19 protein-coding genes are annotated in these 20,685 nt (G+C 39.6%); 16 read left to right on the top strand and 3 right to left on the bottom strand.

Annotated elements, in window-relative coordinates:
- The first annotated feature begins 44 nt into the window (after window positions 1–44).
- From M3P19_RS13035 to M3P19_RS12960, 16 genes are all read left to right on the top strand, one after another.
- Entirely contained in the window at window positions 45–332 is a 288-nt protein-coding gene (locus M3P19_RS13035) for a YdhR family protein (protein ID WP_249658127.1), read from the top strand.
- Window positions 333–479: 147 nt separating this feature from the next.
- Window positions 480–1,400: a hypothetical protein gene (locus tag M3P19_RS13030; RefSeq protein WP_249658126.1), complete on the top strand. Its 921-nt coding sequence runs from the start codon at window positions 480–482 to the stop codon at window positions 1,398–1,400.
- Window positions 1,401–1,430: 30 nt separating this feature from the next.
- Window positions 1,431–3,176: an alpha/beta hydrolase-fold protein gene (locus M3P19_RS13025; protein ID WP_249658125.1), complete on the top strand. Its 1,746-nt coding sequence runs from the start codon at window positions 1,431–1,433 to the stop codon at window positions 3,174–3,176.
- A 70-nt stretch (window positions 3,177–3,246) separates the two neighbouring features.
- Window positions 3,247–3,822, top strand: a complete 576-nt coding sequence (locus M3P19_RS13020; RefSeq protein WP_249658124.1) for a Crp/Fnr family transcriptional regulator — start codon at window positions 3,247–3,249, stop codon at window positions 3,820–3,822.
- A 70-nt stretch (window positions 3,823–3,892) separates the two neighbouring features.
- Window positions 3,893–4,516, top strand: coding sequence for an FMN-dependent NADH-azoreductase (locus M3P19_RS13015; protein WP_249658123.1), 624 nt, complete (start codon window positions 3,893–3,895; stop codon window positions 4,514–4,516).
- A 213-nt stretch (window positions 4,517–4,729) separates the two neighbouring features.
- Entirely contained in the window at window positions 4,730–7,924 is a 3,195-nt protein-coding gene (locus M3P19_RS13010) for a VPS10 domain-containing protein (RefSeq protein ID WP_249658122.1), read from the top strand.
- A gap of 289 nt (window positions 7,925–8,213) precedes the next feature.
- Window positions 8,214–8,798, top strand: a complete 585-nt coding sequence (locus M3P19_RS13005) for a nuclear transport factor 2 family protein (protein WP_249658121.1) — start codon at window positions 8,214–8,216, stop codon at window positions 8,796–8,798.
- 13 nt (window positions 8,799–8,811) lie between these two features.
- Complete coding sequence (locus M3P19_RS13000) at window positions 8,812–9,189, top strand: DUF2200 domain-containing protein (RefSeq protein ID WP_249658120.1); 378 nt, start codon at window positions 8,812–8,814, stop codon at window positions 9,187–9,189.
- A complete protein-coding gene (locus M3P19_RS12995) occupies window positions 9,186–10,565 on the top strand; it encodes a hypothetical protein (protein ID WP_249658119.1) in 1,380 nt (459 codons plus the stop codon). The genes M3P19_RS13000 and M3P19_RS12995 overlap by 4 nt, the downstream gene beginning before the upstream one ends.
- A 151-nt stretch (window positions 10,566–10,716) precedes the next feature.
- Window positions 10,717–11,178, top strand: coding sequence for a GyrI-like domain-containing protein (locus M3P19_RS12990; protein WP_249658118.1), 462 nt, complete (start codon window positions 10,717–10,719; stop codon window positions 11,176–11,178).
- 41 nt (window positions 11,179–11,219) lie between these two features.
- A complete protein-coding gene (locus tag M3P19_RS12985) occupies window positions 11,220–11,759 on the top strand; it encodes a dihydrofolate reductase family protein (RefSeq protein ID WP_249658116.1) in 540 nt (179 codons plus the stop codon).
- A gap of 118 nt (window positions 11,760–11,877) precedes the next feature.
- Window positions 11,878–13,206 carry a purple acid phosphatase family protein gene (locus M3P19_RS12980; RefSeq protein ID WP_249658115.1) on the top strand — a complete coding sequence of 443 codons (1,329 nt, stop codon included), beginning with the start codon at window positions 11,878–11,880 and terminating at the stop codon, window positions 13,204–13,206.
- Window positions 13,207–13,384: 178 nt separating this feature from the next.
- On the top strand, window positions 13,385–13,723 hold the full coding sequence (locus tag M3P19_RS12975) for a hypothetical protein (protein ID WP_249658114.1): 339 nt from the start codon (window positions 13,385–13,387) through the stop codon (window positions 13,721–13,723).
- A 55-nt stretch (window positions 13,724–13,778) separates the two neighbouring features.
- Window positions 13,779–14,765: a TolB family protein gene (locus M3P19_RS12970; protein WP_249658113.1), complete on the top strand. Its 987-nt coding sequence runs from the start codon at window positions 13,779–13,781 to the stop codon at window positions 14,763–14,765.
- Between the two features lie 99 nt (window positions 14,766–14,864).
- Window positions 14,865–15,572 (top strand): helix-turn-helix transcriptional regulator, encoded by a 708-nt coding sequence (locus tag M3P19_RS12965; RefSeq protein ID WP_249658112.1) that lies wholly within the window; start codon window positions 14,865–14,867, stop codon window positions 15,570–15,572.
- A gap of 60 nt (window positions 15,573–15,632) precedes the next feature.
- Window positions 15,633–16,034 (top strand): DUF4345 domain-containing protein, encoded by a 402-nt coding sequence (locus M3P19_RS12960; protein ID WP_249658111.1) that lies wholly within the window; start codon window positions 15,633–15,635, stop codon window positions 16,032–16,034.
- Window positions 16,035–16,046: 12 nt separating this feature from the next.
- Here M3P19_RS12960 and M3P19_RS12955 read toward each other — a convergent pair whose 3' ends face one another.
- The 3 genes from M3P19_RS12955 to M3P19_RS12945 form a co-directional block, all read right to left on the bottom strand.
- Window positions 16,047–17,576, bottom strand: a complete 1,530-nt coding sequence (locus M3P19_RS12955; RefSeq protein ID WP_249658110.1) for a sulfatase family protein — start codon at window positions 17,574–17,576, stop codon at window positions 16,047–16,049.
- 74 nt (window positions 17,577–17,650) lie between these two features.
- Complete coding sequence (locus M3P19_RS12950; protein ID WP_249658109.1) at window positions 17,651–19,147, bottom strand: alpha-L-fucosidase; 1,497 nt, start codon at window positions 19,145–19,147, stop codon at window positions 17,651–17,653.
- A 45-nt stretch (window positions 19,148–19,192) separates the two neighbouring features.
- Entirely contained in the window at window positions 19,193–20,662 is a 1,470-nt protein-coding gene (locus M3P19_RS12945) for a sulfatase family protein (RefSeq protein ID WP_249658108.1), read from the bottom strand.
- Between the last annotated feature and the right edge of the window lie 23 nt (window positions 20,663–20,685).

Here is a 20,685-nt window from a genome sequence, read left to right as displayed (position 1 = left end):
AAAATGGTGCACATATATGACTACTATAAAAACCATCGATAATCATGATTTTACAGTTTGTTAGTTTAAAATCCAATCTACAAGAGGATGTCCTTTTTTATAAGGCCAAGGAAAGAGAGTCCAAATTCAAAGCCATTCCAGGGCTCATTCAAAAATATTATGTAAAAAAGGATCAGCCAGGCCACTATGGTGGTATTTACGTTTGGGATTCTGCAGAATCACTTCGACTATTCCGCGAATCGGATTTGGCTAAAAGCATTCCTGAAGCCTATGAAGTAACCGAAGCACCAAAAATTGAAATAATGGACATCTTGTTTCAATTACGGGACTAACCAACATTCTGATATTGTACGAATTTCCGAGCAATGCATATCCAATTTAAAAATAACTACTTTTAAATGGAGCTACTAATTGCGTTGAATCAACCAGTTCGTTTTCAGTATTTAAACTGAATTACCAACCTACAGTTAAAAACAAATATGAAGCTTAGATTTATCTTCTTGCTATTCACTGCGCTTATTTCCTGTGAGAAAAGAGAGTCAAATTGGATTGATAGATCTAAGCATGAAGGACTCTTTAAACAAGAACTAACTGATGAATTTGAAGTATATGCTTCCTTAGAAGAACCGAAAAACATAAATAATAGTATTTTATTACTTGACACGTCAAAAAAATATTTTGATAACGTTTTTAGCGAGAATCTCAAGTTTGCAGTACTTTTTATTGATAGTGAAAATTGGGACAAGTATGCATTTTCACCTCCACCTGGAATGCCTCAAGCATACTACCAAGGTAACATGGTTTTAGGTCTTGGTAAATCCGTGATTGCACTTAATGCGGAAAATGGAATTAAAAATGCACCTGAACCAGTCCATAAACTCCTTAAAAAACACTTTGGGGAAGACATAGATCTTGACCTTTTTTACCGAGATGCACTTTCCTTGCATGAATTGGGGCATTTGTATCAGTTCTACAGAACTGGCAAATACTCCCAACGCAAGTGGTTAAATGAATTGTTCGGCAATTTATGTCAAGTTGGGGCAGCAAGGAGTCTCGATTCGGAAATGGTGTTCAACCGTATGGATGTACTGCAATCTGTAATGTCAAAAGGAAAACAATGGGATAATCTAAAATTCAAGACTTTAAGTCAATTTGAGAATGATTATTTCACGATTATGCAAGCAGGACAAAACTACGGTTGGTATCAAACCCAGTTTTTTTTTAGAGCAAAAAAACTTCATGAATTATTTGGAGATACTATTCTAAACCAGTTCAGGAATTTTTTAATGGAAACCAGTCCTGAGGTTGCTGGTGAATTGGATGACGAGACCTTACAGAAACTCATACGCGAAAGGTTTGGAAATGATTTTTTCGAAATAGTACAGTGGGATTACCATTGATAACAAAACAAACATGAAAACCATCAAAAAATGAAAAAACCATCTTCTGTAGCTGCACTGCTTACTGTCTTTTTTGCATTATTTACTACCTCATGTATTGTTGTAACCAACGACAAAGCAACAGTTAACATTCAACTTGCCTATCCTTCAGAGCATTACGAAGAAGCGTTGGACGGACGTTTGATTCTCTTGATTTCTGAAGGGATAGAAACCGAACCTCGATTTCAGCTTAGGGATGATGCCAAAACCTGTCAAGGCTTTGGTATGGATGTATTGAATTGGAAGCCAAACGAGACACAACAATTTAACTGTGATGCATTTGGTTACCCGATTGATAATTTTCAAGATTTACCCTCTGGAGATTATTATGTGCAGGCACTTTTCCATAAATATGAAACCTTTGAACGCGCCGATGGACATATAGTAAAATTGCCAATGGACAGAGGTGAAGGTCAGCAATGGAACCGTGCTCCTGGGAATCTTTACTCCACTCCACAGAAAATTACCATCAATAATGGAGAGCTGCCAAATCTTACGCTAAACTTAGACCAAAAAATTCCCCCTATCGCGGAGCCCGAAGACACTAAATACATCAAACATATAAAAATCAATAGTAAATTACTGAGTGAGTTTTGGGGCAGAGATATGTATTTGGGCGCGCATGTATTATTACCTGAAGGATGGGAGTCACATCCCGATGTAAAATATCCGCTCGCTATAATGCACGGACATTTTCCAAGTGATTTTGGAGGATTCCGAACTACGCCACCAGACCCTGACCTTAAGTCAGAATATAGTGAGCGTTTCAATGTGGACGGGTATAATCGTATTGTTCAGCAAGAAGCCTATGATTTTTATAAAACATGGACCGGTCCAGATTTTCCGAGGGTTCTCGCCATCAAAATACAACACCCAACCCCCTACTATGATGATTCCTATGCAGTAAACAGTGCCGCTCAGGGTCCTTATGGCGATGCGATCACCTACGAACTTATTCCCCATATCGAAGCAGAGTTTAGGGGAATTGGAGAAGGATGGTCACGATTTGTCTATGGCGGAAGTACCGGAGGATGGGAAGCACTTGCCGTTCAAGTTAAGTATCCTACGGAATACGGTATGTGCTTTGCGGCCTGCCCTGACCCAATAGATTTTAGGGCTTACTGTTTGGTAAACATCTATGATGATGACAATGCCTACTACCAAGAAGGAACATTCCGAAAAACACTGGTAGCAGGGCATCGCGATTATTTAGGGAATGTAGATGCCACGCTGAAGGATATGAACTATCGAGAATTGGTGTTGGGATCAAAAGGACGTTCTGGTCAGCAGTGGGATATTTGGGAAGCAACATATTCCCCTGTAGATGATGAGGGTTATCCCAAAAGAATCTGGGACCGCTTAACCGGAGAAATTGATAAGGAAGTGGCAGCCTATTGGAAAGAAAATTATGACCTTGCCTATATCCTCAAAAGAGATTGGGCAAAACACGGAGAGGATTGGAAAAACAAAATCCACTTGTACTGCGGGGATATGGATAATTACTACTTGAACAATGCCGTTTATTTGGCCGAAGAAATCCTCTCTGAAACCACGGCACCCTATTATAACGGAGAAGTGGACTATGGGGATAGAGCGGAGCATTGCTGGAATGGAGATCATGACAATGTAAATCATATCAGCAGACTGCGATACCATCAAATGTTCATCAAAAAATATGTAGATAGAGTACAAAACGTTGCACCAAGTGGGGCTGATTTGACCAGTTGGAGGTATTGAGTGTTCTCATTTCAATCATTTTAGGCCACGTGGGAATTAATTTAGATGCGCACCATTATTCACTATTAAAATGACTGAAAGTCTTATTAATTCAATTTCCAAACACGTTGAATTAAATTCTGATGAGGAAAATTTGATAAAGACGTTTTGGAGCAATAAATCACTTGACAAAGGCGACTATATTCTCAGGAATGGTGAAACTTGTCGGACCGACAACTTTGTGGTAAAAGGAGCGCTAAAGGCCTATATTATAAATACCGAAAGTGGGAAAGAAGAAGTACTGTACTTTGCGATAGAGAATTGGTGGGCAACTGATATCGAGAGCTTTCGAACACAAAAACCTTCTGCCTACAACATACAAGCAATCGAGAGTACGGAAATTCTTCAAATCCGATATGATGCATTTCAGGATATGCTTCACCAAATTCCCAAACTTGAACGCTTTTTTAGAATTATTCTTGAAGGCTATGTTGGAAGTCTACAGCGAAGATTAATCATCAACAATGTCATGGATGCAGAAAAAAGGTACTTCGATTTTATAGCAACCTATCCCAAAATAGCAGAACGGGTACCCAACTATTTAATTGCCTCGTATTTGGGCATTACTGCCGAGTTTTTGAGTCGTATCCGAACAAAAAAGCAGTAATCTTAAACTATATCAATTTTTTTCACTTTTTCGATTTGGAACTTTGTTGTGTAAATCAAAATCGAGTAAAATGAATAAAATACTGATAATTAATGCGAGTGTGAGAAACAAAAAATCGCATAGCAGAAAATTGACTCAACTTTTTGTAGAAAACTGGAAAAAGAAAAATCCTGATGACATTTTTACCCATCGAGAAGTTGGCTTGGAAACAATCCCAGCAGTTGATGAAAAATGGATTGCCAGCGCTTTTATCAAGCCTTCGGACAGAACTGAAAAAAACCAGTTAGGTGTTAAATTGAGCAACCAACTGGTCAATGAATTTAAGGATCATAATATTTATGTAATCGGGACTCCTATGTATAATTGGTCAATTCCCAGTGGTTTAAAATCCTATATCGACCAACTTATGAGAATTAATGAAACTTGGAAATTTCGCTCAGGTAAGCCTGATGGGGATTATGTTGGACTTCTTAAGAATAAAAAAATGTTTATTCTGTCCAGTCGTGGAGATACCGGATATGGTGAAAATGAAAAAAACGCACATATGAATTTCCAGACGACCTACTTGAACTTCATTTTCGGTATTATGGGTATAACTGATATTTCTACAATTTCTTTGAACAATGAAGAATTCGGCGGTGAAGTATTCGAGCGTTCAAAAAGAATCATCTATAAAGAGATAGAACGGATATGAAATAGTGTATCGGATTTATGTCTAAGTGCGCATTAAAACATAGGCTAAAGTTAAGACCCGATCGGTTGTCTAATTTTGCGACAAATTAGTATCTTCAAATCCTAGATACTATTAACAGCCGAATACGTCAGTTAAGGGAATTAATTTGCTTTTTAAGTAGCTGTAAATGCATTGACAAGGTTGTGATAATTCAAATTAACCAACCATTGAAGCATGATTAAATCTATTTCACTTTCAACAACTTTTACTGACAAATCCCGATTTTGTACGACCCTAAAATTACTTCTAATCAGCCTGTTGTTGCTGCCCCTGACCAATCAAGCGCAACGAAGAAAAAAGGCAACCACAGAACCTACAGTAAAACTAGTGGATTCCTTGTTCCATGGTTTGAAGTGGCGTAATATTGGTCCATTTAGAGGCGGAAGGAGTGTTACCTCATCTGGCGTAATAGGCCAACCCCACACCTACTATATGGGATCTACGGGCGGGGGTGTTTATAAAACCACAGATGATGGGATCACCTGGAAAAACATTTCCGACAAATTCTTCAAGACAGGTTCTGTTGGTGCAATTGCAGTATCAGAAAGCGATACAAATGTGGTTGTAGTTGGCATGGGTGAACATGCTGCTCGAGGTGTTATGACCTCTATGGGTGATGGTGTTTATAAATCAACCGACGCGGGAAAGACCTGGTCGCACATAGGTCTGGACAAAACACGTCATATTTCTGATGTGATTATCCACCCAACAAACCCAGACATCATTTACGTTGCTGCCCAAGGTGCGCAATATGCACCAACCAATGAGCGTGGTATTTATAGAAGTATGGACGGGGGTAAGTCTTGGGTACAAGTATTATCAGTCAATTCAACAACTGGTGCATCGTCTTTATCCATGGATATGACCAATCCACGGATTTTATATGCTTCAATGTGGCAACATCGCCGTTACCCTTGGATCATGGAATCCGGTGGTGCAAATTCCTGTTTGTATAAATCAACGGATGGCGGCGATACTTGGAATAAAATGGAAGAAGGCTTACCAAAGGAATTTGGCAAATCCGGAATTTCGGTTTCAAGGGCTAATCCAGAACGTGTTTTTGCCGTCATTGAGGCCGAAGGAAAAAAAGGAGGGGTTTATCGTTCCGATGATGCCGGAAAAAAATGGAAGCAGGTGAACAGTAACCGCGTGAACATAGCTCGGTCATGGTACTATATGGAGATTTTCGCGGACCCTCAAAACGAAAATGTAGTCTATGTTTTGAATGCCCCGGTGATGAAATCCATTGACGGAGGTAAAAGCTTTACCAACATTCCTGTTCCCCATGGAGACAATCATCATTTGTGGATCAATCCTTATGACAATACGAATCTTATCAACTCCAATGATGGCGGTGCCAATATATCGTTTAACGGGGGTAAAAGTTGGAGCACACAGCAAAATCAACCCACGTCACAGTTTTATCGGGTAATTACAGATAATCTAGTTCCCTATAACGTTTATGGCGGACAGCAAGATAACTCAGCAATTTCAATTGCCAGTCGTACCAATGACGAAGGTATTGACTGGAAAGATTGGTATTCCGTAGCTGGCGGAGAAAGCGCTTTTATAGCTTTTGACCCGGATAATCCGGAAATCGTATACGGCGGAACCTATCAAGGCAATATCAGTAAATGGACCAAAACTTCAAGGGCACAGAAACCTATCAAAGAGTATCCAGAACTGGGCTTGAGTATTGCGCCCAAAGACGCCAAATACCGCTACAACTGGAATGCCCCGATAATTACATCACCGCACAACAGAAGCACTATCTATCATGCAGGAAATGTGGTCTTCAAAACCACGGATGGTGGACTAAATTGGACTTCAGTAAGCCCAGACCTCACTAAAAATGAAAAAGACAAACATGGTCCTGGCGGAGGTCCTTATACCAACGAAGCTGCTGGAGGAGAAAATTACAATACCATTACCGCGTTGGTGGAATCGCAGCACCAAGAAGGTTTGCTTTATGCCGGTAGTGACGATGGGTTGTTGCACATTACAAAAAACGGAGGGACAAGTTGGGAAAACATCACCCCTCCCGGAATTTCGGATGGTATCATCAATAGTATTGACATCTCGGAACATAATCTAGCAGTGGCTTACGTAGTTGTTATGCGGTACAAATCATTGGACCTTAACTCCTATATTTTCAAAACCAATGATTATGGCCAAACTTGGACCAAGATTGTCAATGGCTTGGATGATCCAAACGGATTTACAAGAGTGGTTAGAGCCGATAAAAAACAAGCTGGTTTACTGTTCGCCGGTACCGAAACCGGCCTATATGTTTCGAATGATGATGGCGCAAATTGGCAAAGGCTCAACTTGAATTTACCCGTGGTTGCCATCAATGATTTGATCATACAAGACAATGATCTGGTTGCTGCAACTTCCGGTCGTGGATTCTGGATTTTGGATGATTTGGGAGTGCTTCAAAACATAACGAGTGCTTCTCACGCATTTCAGATTTTTCAACCAAAACCAAGTTATCGAATTTTTGGTGGTGTATCCAAGGCTGTTGGACAAGGTAGTAATCCAAAAAGCGGGGTGACCTTTGATTATTACTTAGACAAGGATGCGGATTCCTTACACCTAAAACTGGATGTACTTGAAGGTTCAAAAGTGATTCGCTCCTATACCAACAAAAAACCGAAAGATTTTAAAACATGGCCAGGAGGTCCCTCCAAACCAGAAGTCCTACCCTCTAAAAAAGGGTACAACAGATTTACGTGGGACTTTAATCGCGAAGCTATTCCCGCCATCAACAAGGTTTTTGTGTTTGGGGGCCTAGGAGGATCAAGTGTGGCTCCTGGTAGCTATACATTAAGGTTAACATTGGAGGGAGAATCTGTGGAAACAACTGCGGAAATCCTACCTAATCCAGCCATTAAGGCTACAGCTGCAGATTTTACGGAACAACAATCTTTGCTAGTTGGAATAGAAAAAACACTTAAAGAAATGCATGAATCCGTCAATCAAATGCGATCAGCCAAGTCGCAACTGACCAATTATGCAAAACTGTTGAAAGTGAATGTCAAAGCATCCGCGTTAGTTGAAAAAGGGGAAGTATTACAGAAACGCATTAATAATTGGGAGGAGAATTTAATTCAAGACAAACAAAAAACATTTCAAGACGTAATCAATTTCAACAATAAACTCAATGCACAGCTTATTCAACTAATGAATTATATAGATCAGGCAGACCCAAAGGTCACGCAAGGAGCCAAGGAGCGTTATAAGGACTTAATGGAAGATTGGAAAGTGTATGCAGATGAGCGGGATGCTATAATCAACACAGAAATGAAGGAATACAATGCATTATTCAGGTCTTTGAATATTCCTGCATTGCTAATTGAAGAGAAGTAGTGCATTAGCTATTTTATTCCAGAAATTCGGTAAATACTTGTAGCCGAGTAATTAAAAGTTCAGGTTTTCAAGACTTCTGTTTTAAATGAAGACTTGCCATTCTTGCCTTTATCAATCGCCCCAAGATGGTTTATTAGCGAGCAAATAATTGTAATTCCTTAACTTTAAGGTAATTCCTCCTACACATTATTGGTATTTGAGACGCGGAAGTATTCCGTGTTTAGTCGTTACCAAAGTTTTTGGTGACACATATAGCATGCAAAATAAATCAACCAAAATTCTATGTATAATGAAACAGACAATGCTTCTCCTCGCACTAGTTGGTATGTGGATGAACTCATATTCCCAAAGTGATAGCCTTGTAATCCAAAACAGGCAAGATCGGAACAAAGAAATTGCCCGCAACTTTTATCAGGACCTCTGGTTTACAGACAACACGGACAATTATACTGAATATGTTGCCGACACCTATGTTGTCCATGACATCGGTGATCGTAAAGGTGCTACTGAACCCGCTGTGGAACAGAAAAATATCGCTGACTTCTTTTGGGACAATGGGAATTGGGACTCTAAAGTCAATTACCAAATAGCTGAAGGTGACCTGGTAGCAACACGCTGGGAAGCAACCTATGACCCATCCACATTCACTGGCAATTTTCTAATTGGTGAAGGCACGATACCAATCATCAATGTTTTTCGAATCAATGATGAAGGTAAGATTGTGGAAATATGGAACCATAGACATGATATTGATACGCCTAGAACCATGCAATTCACCATAAAGGGATTGTTAATTGGGCTGTTGATAGCCTTGATTCCTACCCTTATTGCATTCCGATTAAAAAGAAAACTGAAAGCGGTACGTAAACAGTAAACGAAACCTTAAAATGGAAGTTACAGCAGAAAAAAATGAAAAAATCGCCAAAATGACCTTTTCATCAGTCTACCCCCATTATGTGACCAAGGTGGAGAAAAAAGGTAGAACTGTGGAAGAATTACATCAAGTGATTGATTGGTTGACCGGTTTTAGCAAAGACAAACTGCAAGAATTAATTGATAGAAAAGTGACTTTCGAAACTTTTTTCAATGAAGCTGAAATCCATCCCAATGCACATCTCATTAAAGGGGTAATCTGTGGTTATCGCATTGAGGAAATACCGGATGCTTACATTTTGTATAGGAATTGCCGGTATTTGGACAAGTTAGTGGATGAGTTGGCCAAGGGAAGAAAAATGGATAAAATTCTACGTACCGAAAAAACATGACCAAAAAGGAAATCCCTAAAAAATGGAAAGCATATCAAAAAATTTGTTTTCGATTTGCTTTCATATGCTTTCTTCTTTTTATCCTGCTTATGGATTGGTCCGTAAATCCAATATTGTCCCAGCTTTACTATTACGGGCCACTATCCACCCTATTGGACAATCTGGTTACCTGGGTAGGTCAAGAACTTCTGGGAATTAGCGATATCATCATTTCTCCATATGATGGTGAACATAATGATAGAACCTATGTCTATTTACTTTACACCATTATTACCGTTATAGCCGTAATTGGCTCATTTGTATGGAGTTTAGTAGATAAAAAACGTCAAAATTACCAGCAGGCTTATTACTGGTTAACCGCCATTATCCGGTATTATCTGGCATTCACCATGTTTCTGTTTGCTCTGGAAAAATTCTTCAAAACACAATTCCCTGACTTAGGTTACTATACGCTTACCGAACGTGTTGGCGATATGTCTCCTATGCATCTAGCCTGGGCATTTTTCGGATATTCCTACACCTACAATATTTTTATGGGTCTTGCCGAAAGTGCGGCATTGCTATTACTTTTCAGAAGGACAACTACACTAGGCGCCTTATTAACCATGGCTACCCTTTCAAATGTTATTGTCGTGAACTACAATTACGATGTTCACGCAAAAATGTATCCTACTGCCTTATTTCTTATGGCATTCTTTCTAATACTTCGCGATGTCAATAGAATAGTCGAATTTTTCATTAGTGAAAAGCCCGTTTCACTACCCGCAATTAAAGCACCTAAATTTAAACAACGCTGGATGTCCAAGGCAAAAATCATTCTTAAAAGTGCGGTCATTGGTTACTTCATGATCTACTTGATTTACGATTATACCAACTACAACAAAAGTATTAATGAAGACACTAGCATGAAGGCAAAATACCTTGGGATATATGATGTAAACTCGTTTATTATCAATAACGATACTTTATCCATGAGCGACCCTGCGCGGTGGAACCAAATCATTATTGGCGACCAACTATTGGAGGCAATACGATTCCAAGAAGACAGCTTGGCCTACATCAAATCGCTAGCTGAAAAAAATGAAATCATAGTTTATGGAGACCCCACTGAACTCGCTGTCAAAATGCAAGAGATTTATAACGAAAAGGGATTATCTGATGCCACCTGGATGCAGATGGATTCCATATTGGTCAACCGTCAAATAGCAAGTAGGTTTCGTTTTGAAATAATCAACGATTCAATAGTACATTTTGAAGGAAGTATAAAAAATGATTCCATATACCTTGTTGCAAAACGCAATGGTAAGGCCATAAATTCATTTAGATTGATGAAAAGGCGTTTCCATTGGATAAATGAGACAAGCTATTTTTATTAATTCACCCAAAATGAATTCCAAATTAGAAAACCTATGCTTGGATTAGAAACAGAAAGATTGATTTTTCGTCAGTGGAAGGATTCCGACTATCCTATCTTTATCTTTAATCTTGCAAGAACTTAAGTAAATTTATCAAATCAGCGCACTGAATATGGACAAATTGAATTGTTTTAGCATTATCGGGATTTCCATTGTTACGACCAATGAAAATGGGCAATCCCTGATAGATATTGAAAAACTGTGGGATCGATTTTGGAGTGAAGACATTCAAAAACAAGTACCCAATAAAATCAGTGAAGACATTTATGCCGTTTATACGGACTATGAAAACAAAGACATCGGAAAGTATACGGTGATCATTGGTCTTCCTGTTGGCAATTTGAATGTAATTCCTGAAGGGTTTATAGGCAGAGAACTATGTATTGGTGAATCCATAAAATATACCTCAAAAGGAAAAATGCCCGATGCAATCGTTGCAACTTGGACGGATATTTGGCAGGATCAAGAACTCAATAGAGCTTTTCGCGTAGATGTCACTGTTCATGGTGAAAAGTACTATTTAGGTGACGATGCAGAAGTAGAGACCTTCATCTCGGTAACGTTGTTATTGTAAGCGGAAATCTTAACTGTTAACCCAAACTAAAATTCTCATGTATGGCAAGTAAGAACATTATATTCATAGCTAGAAGTTTAGATGGTTTCATTGCTGGAAAAAATGGCGAACTGGATTGGCTGGAATCCATTCCAAACCCAGAGAATGTAGAAATGGGATTTTCAGATTTAATGCAGGAGATTGATGCCATTGTGATGGGTAGAACCACCTATGAAACGGTTCTTGGTTTTGGGATTGATTGGCCATATGAAAAACACGTCTTCGTATTGAGCAGCACGCTAAAAGAAATTCCTGAAAACCTAATCGGAAAGATTACCATTTTGAATGGAGAGCTCAGCAGCATCCTAGAACAAATTCGAAGCCAAGGATTTAAGGTTCTTTACATAGATGGCGGCAGAACCATTCAGAATTTTTTGAAGGAAGATTTAATTGATGAATTGATTATTTCCACGATACCCATTTTATTGGGCGGAGGCTTCCCTTTGTTTGGCAAAATTGACAAACCTTTGAACTTTGACCATGTTTCTTCCAAAGTATTTTTAAAGCAAATCGTGCAAGACAAGTATAGAAGAAGAAAGTAACATTACGATTGGGCTGTGAATCATATTTAACTAATTAATAACAGCCCCCTACGGCTTTGATAAACCTCAGATTGCTAATTTCATCCCTGATTCAACAGATACCAAAAACACCATTAAAATGTCAATACGCAAACCGTACTCAATTGCAGTAAATGCCATCTTCTTTCTTTTCTTTTTACCCTTGATGGCGCAACATCAACACGATGATTTGCACCATTGGGAAATCCCGAGTAAAGATCCGGATCGTATTATGCTAACCTTTAATGGTAACCCTGCCACCAGCAGGGCGGTTACCTGGAGAACAGACACAAGTGTTACGCAAGCAGTTGCCCAAATAGCAGAAGCCACGGTCAATTCTAAATTTACCGAAAATGCAGAAACAAAGGCAGCAACTACTGAACCTTTTGATTTAGGACTTTACAAGGGCAATGCGTCCTTAATGGTAAACTACCACAGTGTATCCTTTGAAGGGTTACTACCAGATAAACAGTATGTCTACCGCGTGGGTGACGGATATGACCATTGGTCTGAATGGATACAATTCCGAACCGCAAAATCACGCTATGCCCCTACTCAATTCGTTTATTTTGGTGATGCACAGAACAATGTTCTTGCCCATTGGTCAAGGGTTATCCGTATGGCCTATTTAATGGCACCAAGTGCTTCATTCGCGATTCATGCAGGAGATTTAATCAATAGTGCACATAGTGATCAGGAATGGGCGGAGTGGTATAAAGCAGGAGGGTTCATTCACAGTCAATGGACGGCTATTCCGGTTGTAGGTAACCATGAATTCAGACCTGTGGCAGAAGGTGAACCGAGAAAATTGGCCCTTCAATGGCGACCTCAGTTTACATTACCTATTGAAACGGATCTAGACCCAGCACTGCATGAAACAGTGTATACGGTGGACCATCAAGATGTACGCATCATCGTACTCAATTCCAACGAATTACTGGAGGAACAATCCGCATATATAGAAAAACAACTTAAAGAATCACAGGCCAAATGGAACATCATCACCTGTCATCACTCGGTGTTTTCACCGGCCAAGGGACGTGATTTTCAATTTGCCAGAGAACATTGGAGGCCAATTTTTGACAAATATGGAGTTGATTTGGTTTTAAATGGTCATGATCATACCTATGCCAGAGGTCACGTACCAGAAAGATCTTCAGAAACTGATTCGAATGGTTCTGTTGGAACTATTTATGTTACCTCCGTAAGTGGGCCAAAACAATACAGCTTGGATTCCGAACAAATGAAAACCTATGAGGAACAAGGCTATCAACTGGACAACGCTGCGGAACAAACCCAATTCTTTCAGGTCATCACAATCGAGGGCAACAAATTAACCTACGTTGCCTATACAACCTTGGGGGATGAGTATGATAGAGCGGAAATTACCAAGGATTTCAAAACCAAGAAAAAGCAGCTTAAGCAGTAACCGTAATTGCTGAGTACGTCTGATCAGACGTACAATCTTAGCAATTTCAACCAATTTGACAATTTAGGTACGCTTGCCGCTATTCAAATGGCATTGAAATCAAATGTGATATTTCCTACTTCAAATTGATAGGCATAAACCGATTGTTTTATTAGTTTGTACCAAAACTAGAATTGCCATGAATGTTAAGAAACAATACGCACTTGGCGTACTGTTGGTTTTAATTCAGAGCTGCGCTACGGATGCTGTTGATGCTGACCCTACGGTTTTTTATTGGGACCAAACCAAGTGTGCAGATCCCTGGGAAACTACTGAAAACGATTCCAACGAAGTAACTGAAATTGCGCTAAAGGACTATTTGGAGAACAATGATGTTTCGGTGCAAAATATTGAGTTTGACCAATCAATCCTACCTGAACAATGTGAAGCCTGTAATTGTGTAACTGGACAAAGAATAGTGGTCGATGTAAATCTCACCAGTATCGCTAAAATGGGCAATTTGGGGTTCTATCAATAAATTTTTGATGAATCAATACAAGCAATCTTCGATAATTACTTTGAAATCAAAATCCATGTTTAATACCTTCCAAATCGCTAGGAGCAAACACAAACAAATTAGCGTACAATTTCATCTACTTATTTGCGTACTCCTAGTTGGTATTGCAAGTTGTAAGCAACATAAAACGGAGCAACCTAGTGAAATCGCAGTAAAATCTTCGGATTCATTAGTGTATGACACGGCACCTCGTTGGCAGAATGATCATACATTGCTTTTCTATACCTACAGACACGACCCTGAAGGTGCTGAGCTTTACACCATAAATACGGATAAAACAGCACTAACTCGGCTTACAGACACTTATCACAACGAATGGTGGAGTGACACCGTGCTAGGCGAGGACATTATCTATGTAAGTTCGGATTTTGGTAAATCCGAACGATTTGGAGGTTCTGAGATATTTTCATTGAAAAAGGATGGAACGTTTACCCAACTTACTAAAAGTGTTGACACCACTGCATTCAACACATCGCCAAGAGTATCCCCTGATGGGAAACAGCTACTGTATTGCTCCAATTGCATTGGAAAAGCCGTAAACAGTGATATCATACTGATGCAAAGCGATGGCAAAAATCCGGTAAACCTTTCTAAAAATCCCGCTGCGGATAAACTAGCTTGCTGGTCGCCAGATGGTACTAAGATCCTTTATCAAAGTAACCGAACAGGAAGCTACAATTTATATCTAATGGATTTGAAAAATGAAGAACTAACGCAACTTACAGACAATTCATTCAATGATATACAGGCGGATTGGTCTTCAGACGACACCATAGCTTTCGCCTCGGATAGAGATGGCGACTTTGAATTATTCACAATGGCTTCAGATGGTACAAATCAAACACAAATCACATTTAACGAAGTTCGGGACGTGCTCCCCAGTTGGTCACCAAATGGAACCATGATCGCATTTTCTTCCTACCGTTTTGGCGAAAAAGACAAAGGGGACATCTTTTTGATCAATCCAGATGGTACCAAGGAAGCAAGACTCACTGATCGGTAATCCAATATTCTTATCCATGCTATTTGACAATTTTGGTTAACTTCTCCTTTAAAACCTCAATTGGAGTTACCATAGTTCCAATTGTTGATTCTTTGAACAATGGAAGAAGAAAAACCTAGACTTTCCAGGCTAACGGCAATACTTACCCAATTACAGTCCAAGCAATTGGTAACAGCCTCCCAATTGGCCAACCGACATCAAGTAAGTATAAGGACTATTTACCGGGATATACGGACATTGGAAAAGTCCGGAATACCCATTATAACACAGGAAGGAAAAGGGTATTCCATCATGGAAGGTTATCATCTACCGCCGGTACTTTTTACTGAAGATGAGGCGAATGCTTTAATAACTATAGAGCAATTGGTACTTAAAAACAAAGACCGCTCCTTAGTTGAAAACATGTCTAGTGCTGTGGAAAAAATAAAATCTATCCTACGGTACTCCCAAAAAGGCAATGCTGATTTATTGGCCGATCGTATATACTTTGGGGGTAATAACAAACAAGAGCGTAGCAGCAATAATCTCATGCAATTGCAAGCGGCAATTATTCATTTTCAATTGCTTCAGATTGAATACCGTTCTTCTGAGAAAAAACAAACAGCCCGTAACGTTGAACCCTTTGCCATTTATAGTATCAATGGAAATTTTATACTCATTGCTTTCTGCAGGTTAAGAAAAGATTTTAGGGCTTTTAGAATAGATTTTATTTTAAACATCAAACACCTTAATGAAGTGTTCAGTCCCCACCAAATGACATTGAAGGACTATTTTGAACGTTATGTAAAAAATTCAAATTACCCCTGACACACCCTTGTCACAATGCTCCATTACTTTTGCGATAGTAATCTATTAAAACGCATACATATGGAAATTTTTCAAATTATAACACTTTCACTATCAGGACTTATGCTTTTTTTTGTGGGTATTATGAGATTATTTAAACCTGCAAATTCGTATTGCCTCAAAACCTATTTAGCCAATCCTAACAATACTTTAAATAACGACCGGGACTTATCTAATGAAATGCGAGGAATTGGATCGGTAACACTCTTTGCTGGCATCTTAATCTTACTTGGTTTACTACTATCAGATTTCCGATTTACTTCTTTTATTGTGGCAACACTCGTTTTTGTAGGTTTTGCTTTGGGTAGGATCTTAAGCCAAGTTGTGGACGGAAAACCGAGCAAAGATTTAATTCAAGGCTTGGTATTTGAATTGATTTTTGGCACGCTAAACCTTATTTGTTTAATTTATTTGCTTACCTAATTGGATTTCTATTCAATTTTCATCCATCCACCACAGTTGTCTCCAATGAGCAGTCCCATCATTGGTTTGAGCTATACCAGGGGTACTGCGTCCATTCTGAATGTATTGGGTAAGCAGTTCTTTTAATACAGATGCCTTTTCTGAATTTGAATCCAACAGGTTTTGGGTTTCTTGAGGGTCAGTCTTTACATTGAAAAGTTGCATTTTTGGCAAGGTATCCAAAACGGTCTGATCTTTACCGGGCCTGGGAAAGCTCCATCCACCAGACCCAGGACACATGGCCAACTTCCACTCCCCTTTCCGTATGGCAAAACTGCCATTAATGGAATGGTGAACCGTAGCTTCGCGTAGCGGTTCGTTCAAGGTATGCCCCTCTAAAACCGGTAAAATATTATAACTGTCCTCACCTTCATCATCCTTTAATTCATATCCAGAAATTGCAGATACTGTCGCCATTAAATCATTGAGACTTACCACCTCATCACTGATTCTGCCAGCTTTGACCTTACCGGGCCACCGAACTATAAATGGCACGCGATGACCACCTTCATAGATATCCGCTTTATGACCACGAAATTGCCCATTGGGAAGATGCCCCAATTCTTTCATCTGTTCAATATTGGCAGCTGGCGAACATCCGTTATCGCTGGTAAAAATTACCAAGGTATTGTTGGAAACACCTGCCTCATCAAGGGTCTGCATCAAAACACCCATGTAATGGTCTATCATAACCATGAAATCACCATACGGATTTAAATTACTTTTTCCTTGCCATTCCTTTAAAGGTAAAATAGGAGTATGGGGGGATGGTAATGGTAGGTATAAGAAAAATGGTTTTGCAGTATTGGATTGTTCTTTGACATATCCAATGGCCCTATCGAAAAAATTAGGAGTCACTTGATCATGAATAAAGTCAGGCGCTGTAGGGCCTTCACGCCACCAACTATATTCTCCAGTGTTAACCGTACTTACCGTAGGAATTGCCGTTACTTGTCCGTTTTCCACATAAACATAGGGTGCCATATCCAATGAGCCACTATGCCCATATGCATAATCAAAACCCAGATCATTTGGATTGTTGGTGATCGGTTTAGAAAAATCAATATTGTCAAAATCTTCAGGATTCCAGCCCTCGCCTGCCTCCAAGGTGTCAGTTTGCGCCCAATCCCATCCTAAATGCCATTTTCCAATAAACGCCGTTTGATATCCCCGTTTTTTTAAAATGGAAGCAACGGTACTTCTCGTGTTTGGAATCAAAGCATTTGATCTACCAGTCAGTACGCCTTGTTTTAATGTGGAACGCCAATTATACCTACCCGTCAAAATACCATAACGTGTTGGGGTGCATACGGACGAACTTGTATGCGCATCTGTAAATCGCATTCCACCAGCTGCAAGACGATCTATATTGGGTGTATATATCTTTCCGGTTGGATTGTAGGCACTAATATCACCATAACCCAAGTCATCTGCCAATACAAAAATAATATTGGGCATTCCTTCCGCTTCAGTTTCTGGCTTATCATTACAACCAACCCACATGAAACATTGGATTATCACAAGTATAGAAGGTATCCGAAGCCTTATTGAGTGCTGAAGCATATATTTGTATTAATTTAGTTTACCTGACTGATTTTGAACACAAAAGCATAGTAATCCTCCGGTTGGAAATTGTTAGGATTAAATTCTGGAAGGGTTACAATTACGTCCTTACCCTGCTTTTGGTACGCTAGATTTTCACCAGTGGCCAATAACGTAATCTTGGTGTCCGTCTTTAACTTTACATCCTTGATGACAAGTTCCTTACCAGGCCATTTAGGACTGATGGCATAAACATCATTGTCTTTTTTAGTAAAGAAAAGCTCCTTCACTGCCTTGCCAGGTTGTTGCCACACCGTTTGTTTCAGTATATAATCGCCTTCCACATAACTTTGGCCTTCTTCCAATAATTGAAAATTTCTATCACCTGGTGACCATTGGTAGGAGCGCTTCCATTTTTTTGTACCATAAATGGCGTCTCCATTGGTTGCTAACCATTTTCCAATTTGAAGCAGGCGTTCTTGCATTATTACAGGAATCTTACCGTCAGCAGCGGGACCAACATTGATGCAAAGATTACCTCCTTGGCTCACAATATCCGACAGCATTAAAATCAACATTTGTGGGGAATTGTAGTCTTCAATGTCTTCGTTCCTATTGTAACCAAATGATAGACCCATACCGCGAATTTCTTCCCACGGTTTATCAAAATTCACTTCTTCCCGCAGGTATTCCGTCGTGTAAAACCCACCATGCTTATGACGTTGTCCTTTAACCCATCTATCATTGATGACCACGTCGTCCTTCACTTTTGAATCATTGAATAACCAAGCCAACAACTCTTTGCTTCTCCAATACGAATCATCTTTTTCCCATTCTCCGTCGGCATAAATGAGGTCCGGTTCATAGTTATCCACCAAATCCTTGAATTGTGGGTGGTAGTAATCAGTTACGAATTTGTCCAATCCCGCCTGGTACCAAGGATGGTACCATTCATAGAGTGAGTAATACAATCCTGCCTTAAGGCCTGCATCCTTCATTGCGGTAACAAAATCTCCAACCAAATCACGCTTAGGTCCGGTAACCACACTATTCCAAAGGTGACCTCTAGATTTTGTTGCATGCTCATTCGGCCACAATGCAAATCCATCGTGATGCTTGGACGTCATCACCACATATTTTGCTCCTGATTTTTTAAATATTTCCGCCCATTTAACGGGATTATACAATTCAGCTTTCCACAATTTTGCAAAATCGATATAGTTAAAATCCGCTCCGTAAGTACTTTTGTGAAAATCTGGTATCTCTTGCCCTGTAAATTTTCCATTACCAAATACACTTTCGGACTGAAACCAAGTTTGATACCACTCCTCATACGTACCTTTTGGTGACCAGGACGGCACAGAGTAGGGTCCCCAATGGATAAATATTCCAAATTTGGCATCGGAAAACCAATCTGCTACTGGTCTAGAGTCCAAAGATTTCCAATCTGCAGTATACGTCTTCTCTTGTGCGTTAACTAAAGGTTGATAAACCGTGATCGCCAATGCAATCAATAATAGTCTAGTTCTCATGCTATAATTCTATTAGTATGGGTATTTTTTTTACTGAAATACTCCTTATAATCTTTGATACAAGTCTTTCAAATCCAAGGGGTCATTCATTTTTATTTGCAAATCCATCAAATCTGTAAACATTGATTTTACCAAATTTGTCATTTCTGGCTTCGCTGCAAGATCATTCATTTCCAATGGATCCTTATCCAAATCGAACAGCAGGACCTTTTCTATTTTGGGATAAACAATCAGTTTGAAGCCGTCCTTGCGTATCATGCGTTGCGAGTCCTTTTCGAATGCACCATACACCCCATCATTCAAAAACCCTTGTTCAGTTTCTCCATTAATCAATGGAATTAGACTATGAAACTCCACATAATCCGGCTTTTCAATTCTAGCTAGATCCAAGCTTGTAGCCATTAGATCCTGCAAATAGACATCCGTTGTAACTTTTTTATCTTGGGGAATATCCGGTCCGGCGATCATCAGGGGAACGCGGATGCTATGATCGAACATGTTTTGCTTTCCCAATAGTCCGTGATGTCCAACTGATAATCCGTGATCGCCTGTAAAGAAGATGTAGGTATTGTCCATTTTCCCCGAAGCTTCCAAGGCATCCAATATTTTACCTATTTGAGCATCCAAATGTGTGATGATTGCATAATATTCCTTTAAATGGGTCTTAATCGCAAAAGGAGTACGTGGAAATGGTGCCAATGCCTCATCTCGCATGGTGAAACCACTATTCATAGCTTCATTATAAGGGTATTCCGGCAGCCAATTTTCCGGTAAGGGAATGTTATCCAACTCATATTTATCCAAAAACTCCTGAGGTGCTTGACGCGGATCGTGAGGAGCATTAAATGCCAAATACATAAAGAATGGATCTTGTTTGGTTGCAGCGTTCTCAAGATAATCCAAGGCATCTTCCTTTATTACCTCACTCCAGTGTTTACCCCCTTCCCAAAACCCTTTAAATTTTGGATCACTAGGTGACCATAAGGTATCTTGCGCACCAATTGGTCTAAAATAAGCTACCGGCATCATGGATTTTACGTCCTTGTTTTCCTTGTAAGCTTTATGTATTTCCGGCCAATTGGCTTCACCTCTTAAGTCATCGGGCATTCCGGGCCTAATATTACGTGCTGTATCGAAAACATAATCTGCTGGTGCTAATACATGCCATTTCCCGGTCATATAGGTGTTGTAACCTTTTGAAGCCATCAAACGCCCCCATGTATTGTTGAGTGCAACCGTATCTTTTTTTTGCCAATCTTTGGTCAAATCGTGGGCATTCCACATACTTCTACCTGAAATAATCATTGCCCTTGAGGCTACGCATATGGCACCATTCCACCCACCCATATTATAAGCATGCGTGAAAGTAGTGCCACTTTTGGTTAGTCGGTCAAGATTTGGCGTTTCAATTGTGGTATTGCCCAAAGCGTGTATCGCCTCATAAGTATAATCGTCCGCAAACAGAAACAAAAAATTGGGTTGTGCAACCGTTTCAGTTTCTTCTTTACAAGCCATAATACTTATTAAACAGATGGATA

The organism is Flagellimonas spongiicola (assembly GCF_023502425.1).
GTDB classification, from domain to species: Bacteria; Bacteroidota; Bacteroidia; order Flavobacteriales; family Flavobacteriaceae; genus Flagellimonas; species Flagellimonas spongiicola.
The sequence above is the reverse complement of the archived record's forward strand: the minus strand, read 5'-3'. Positions and strand labels throughout refer to the sequence as shown.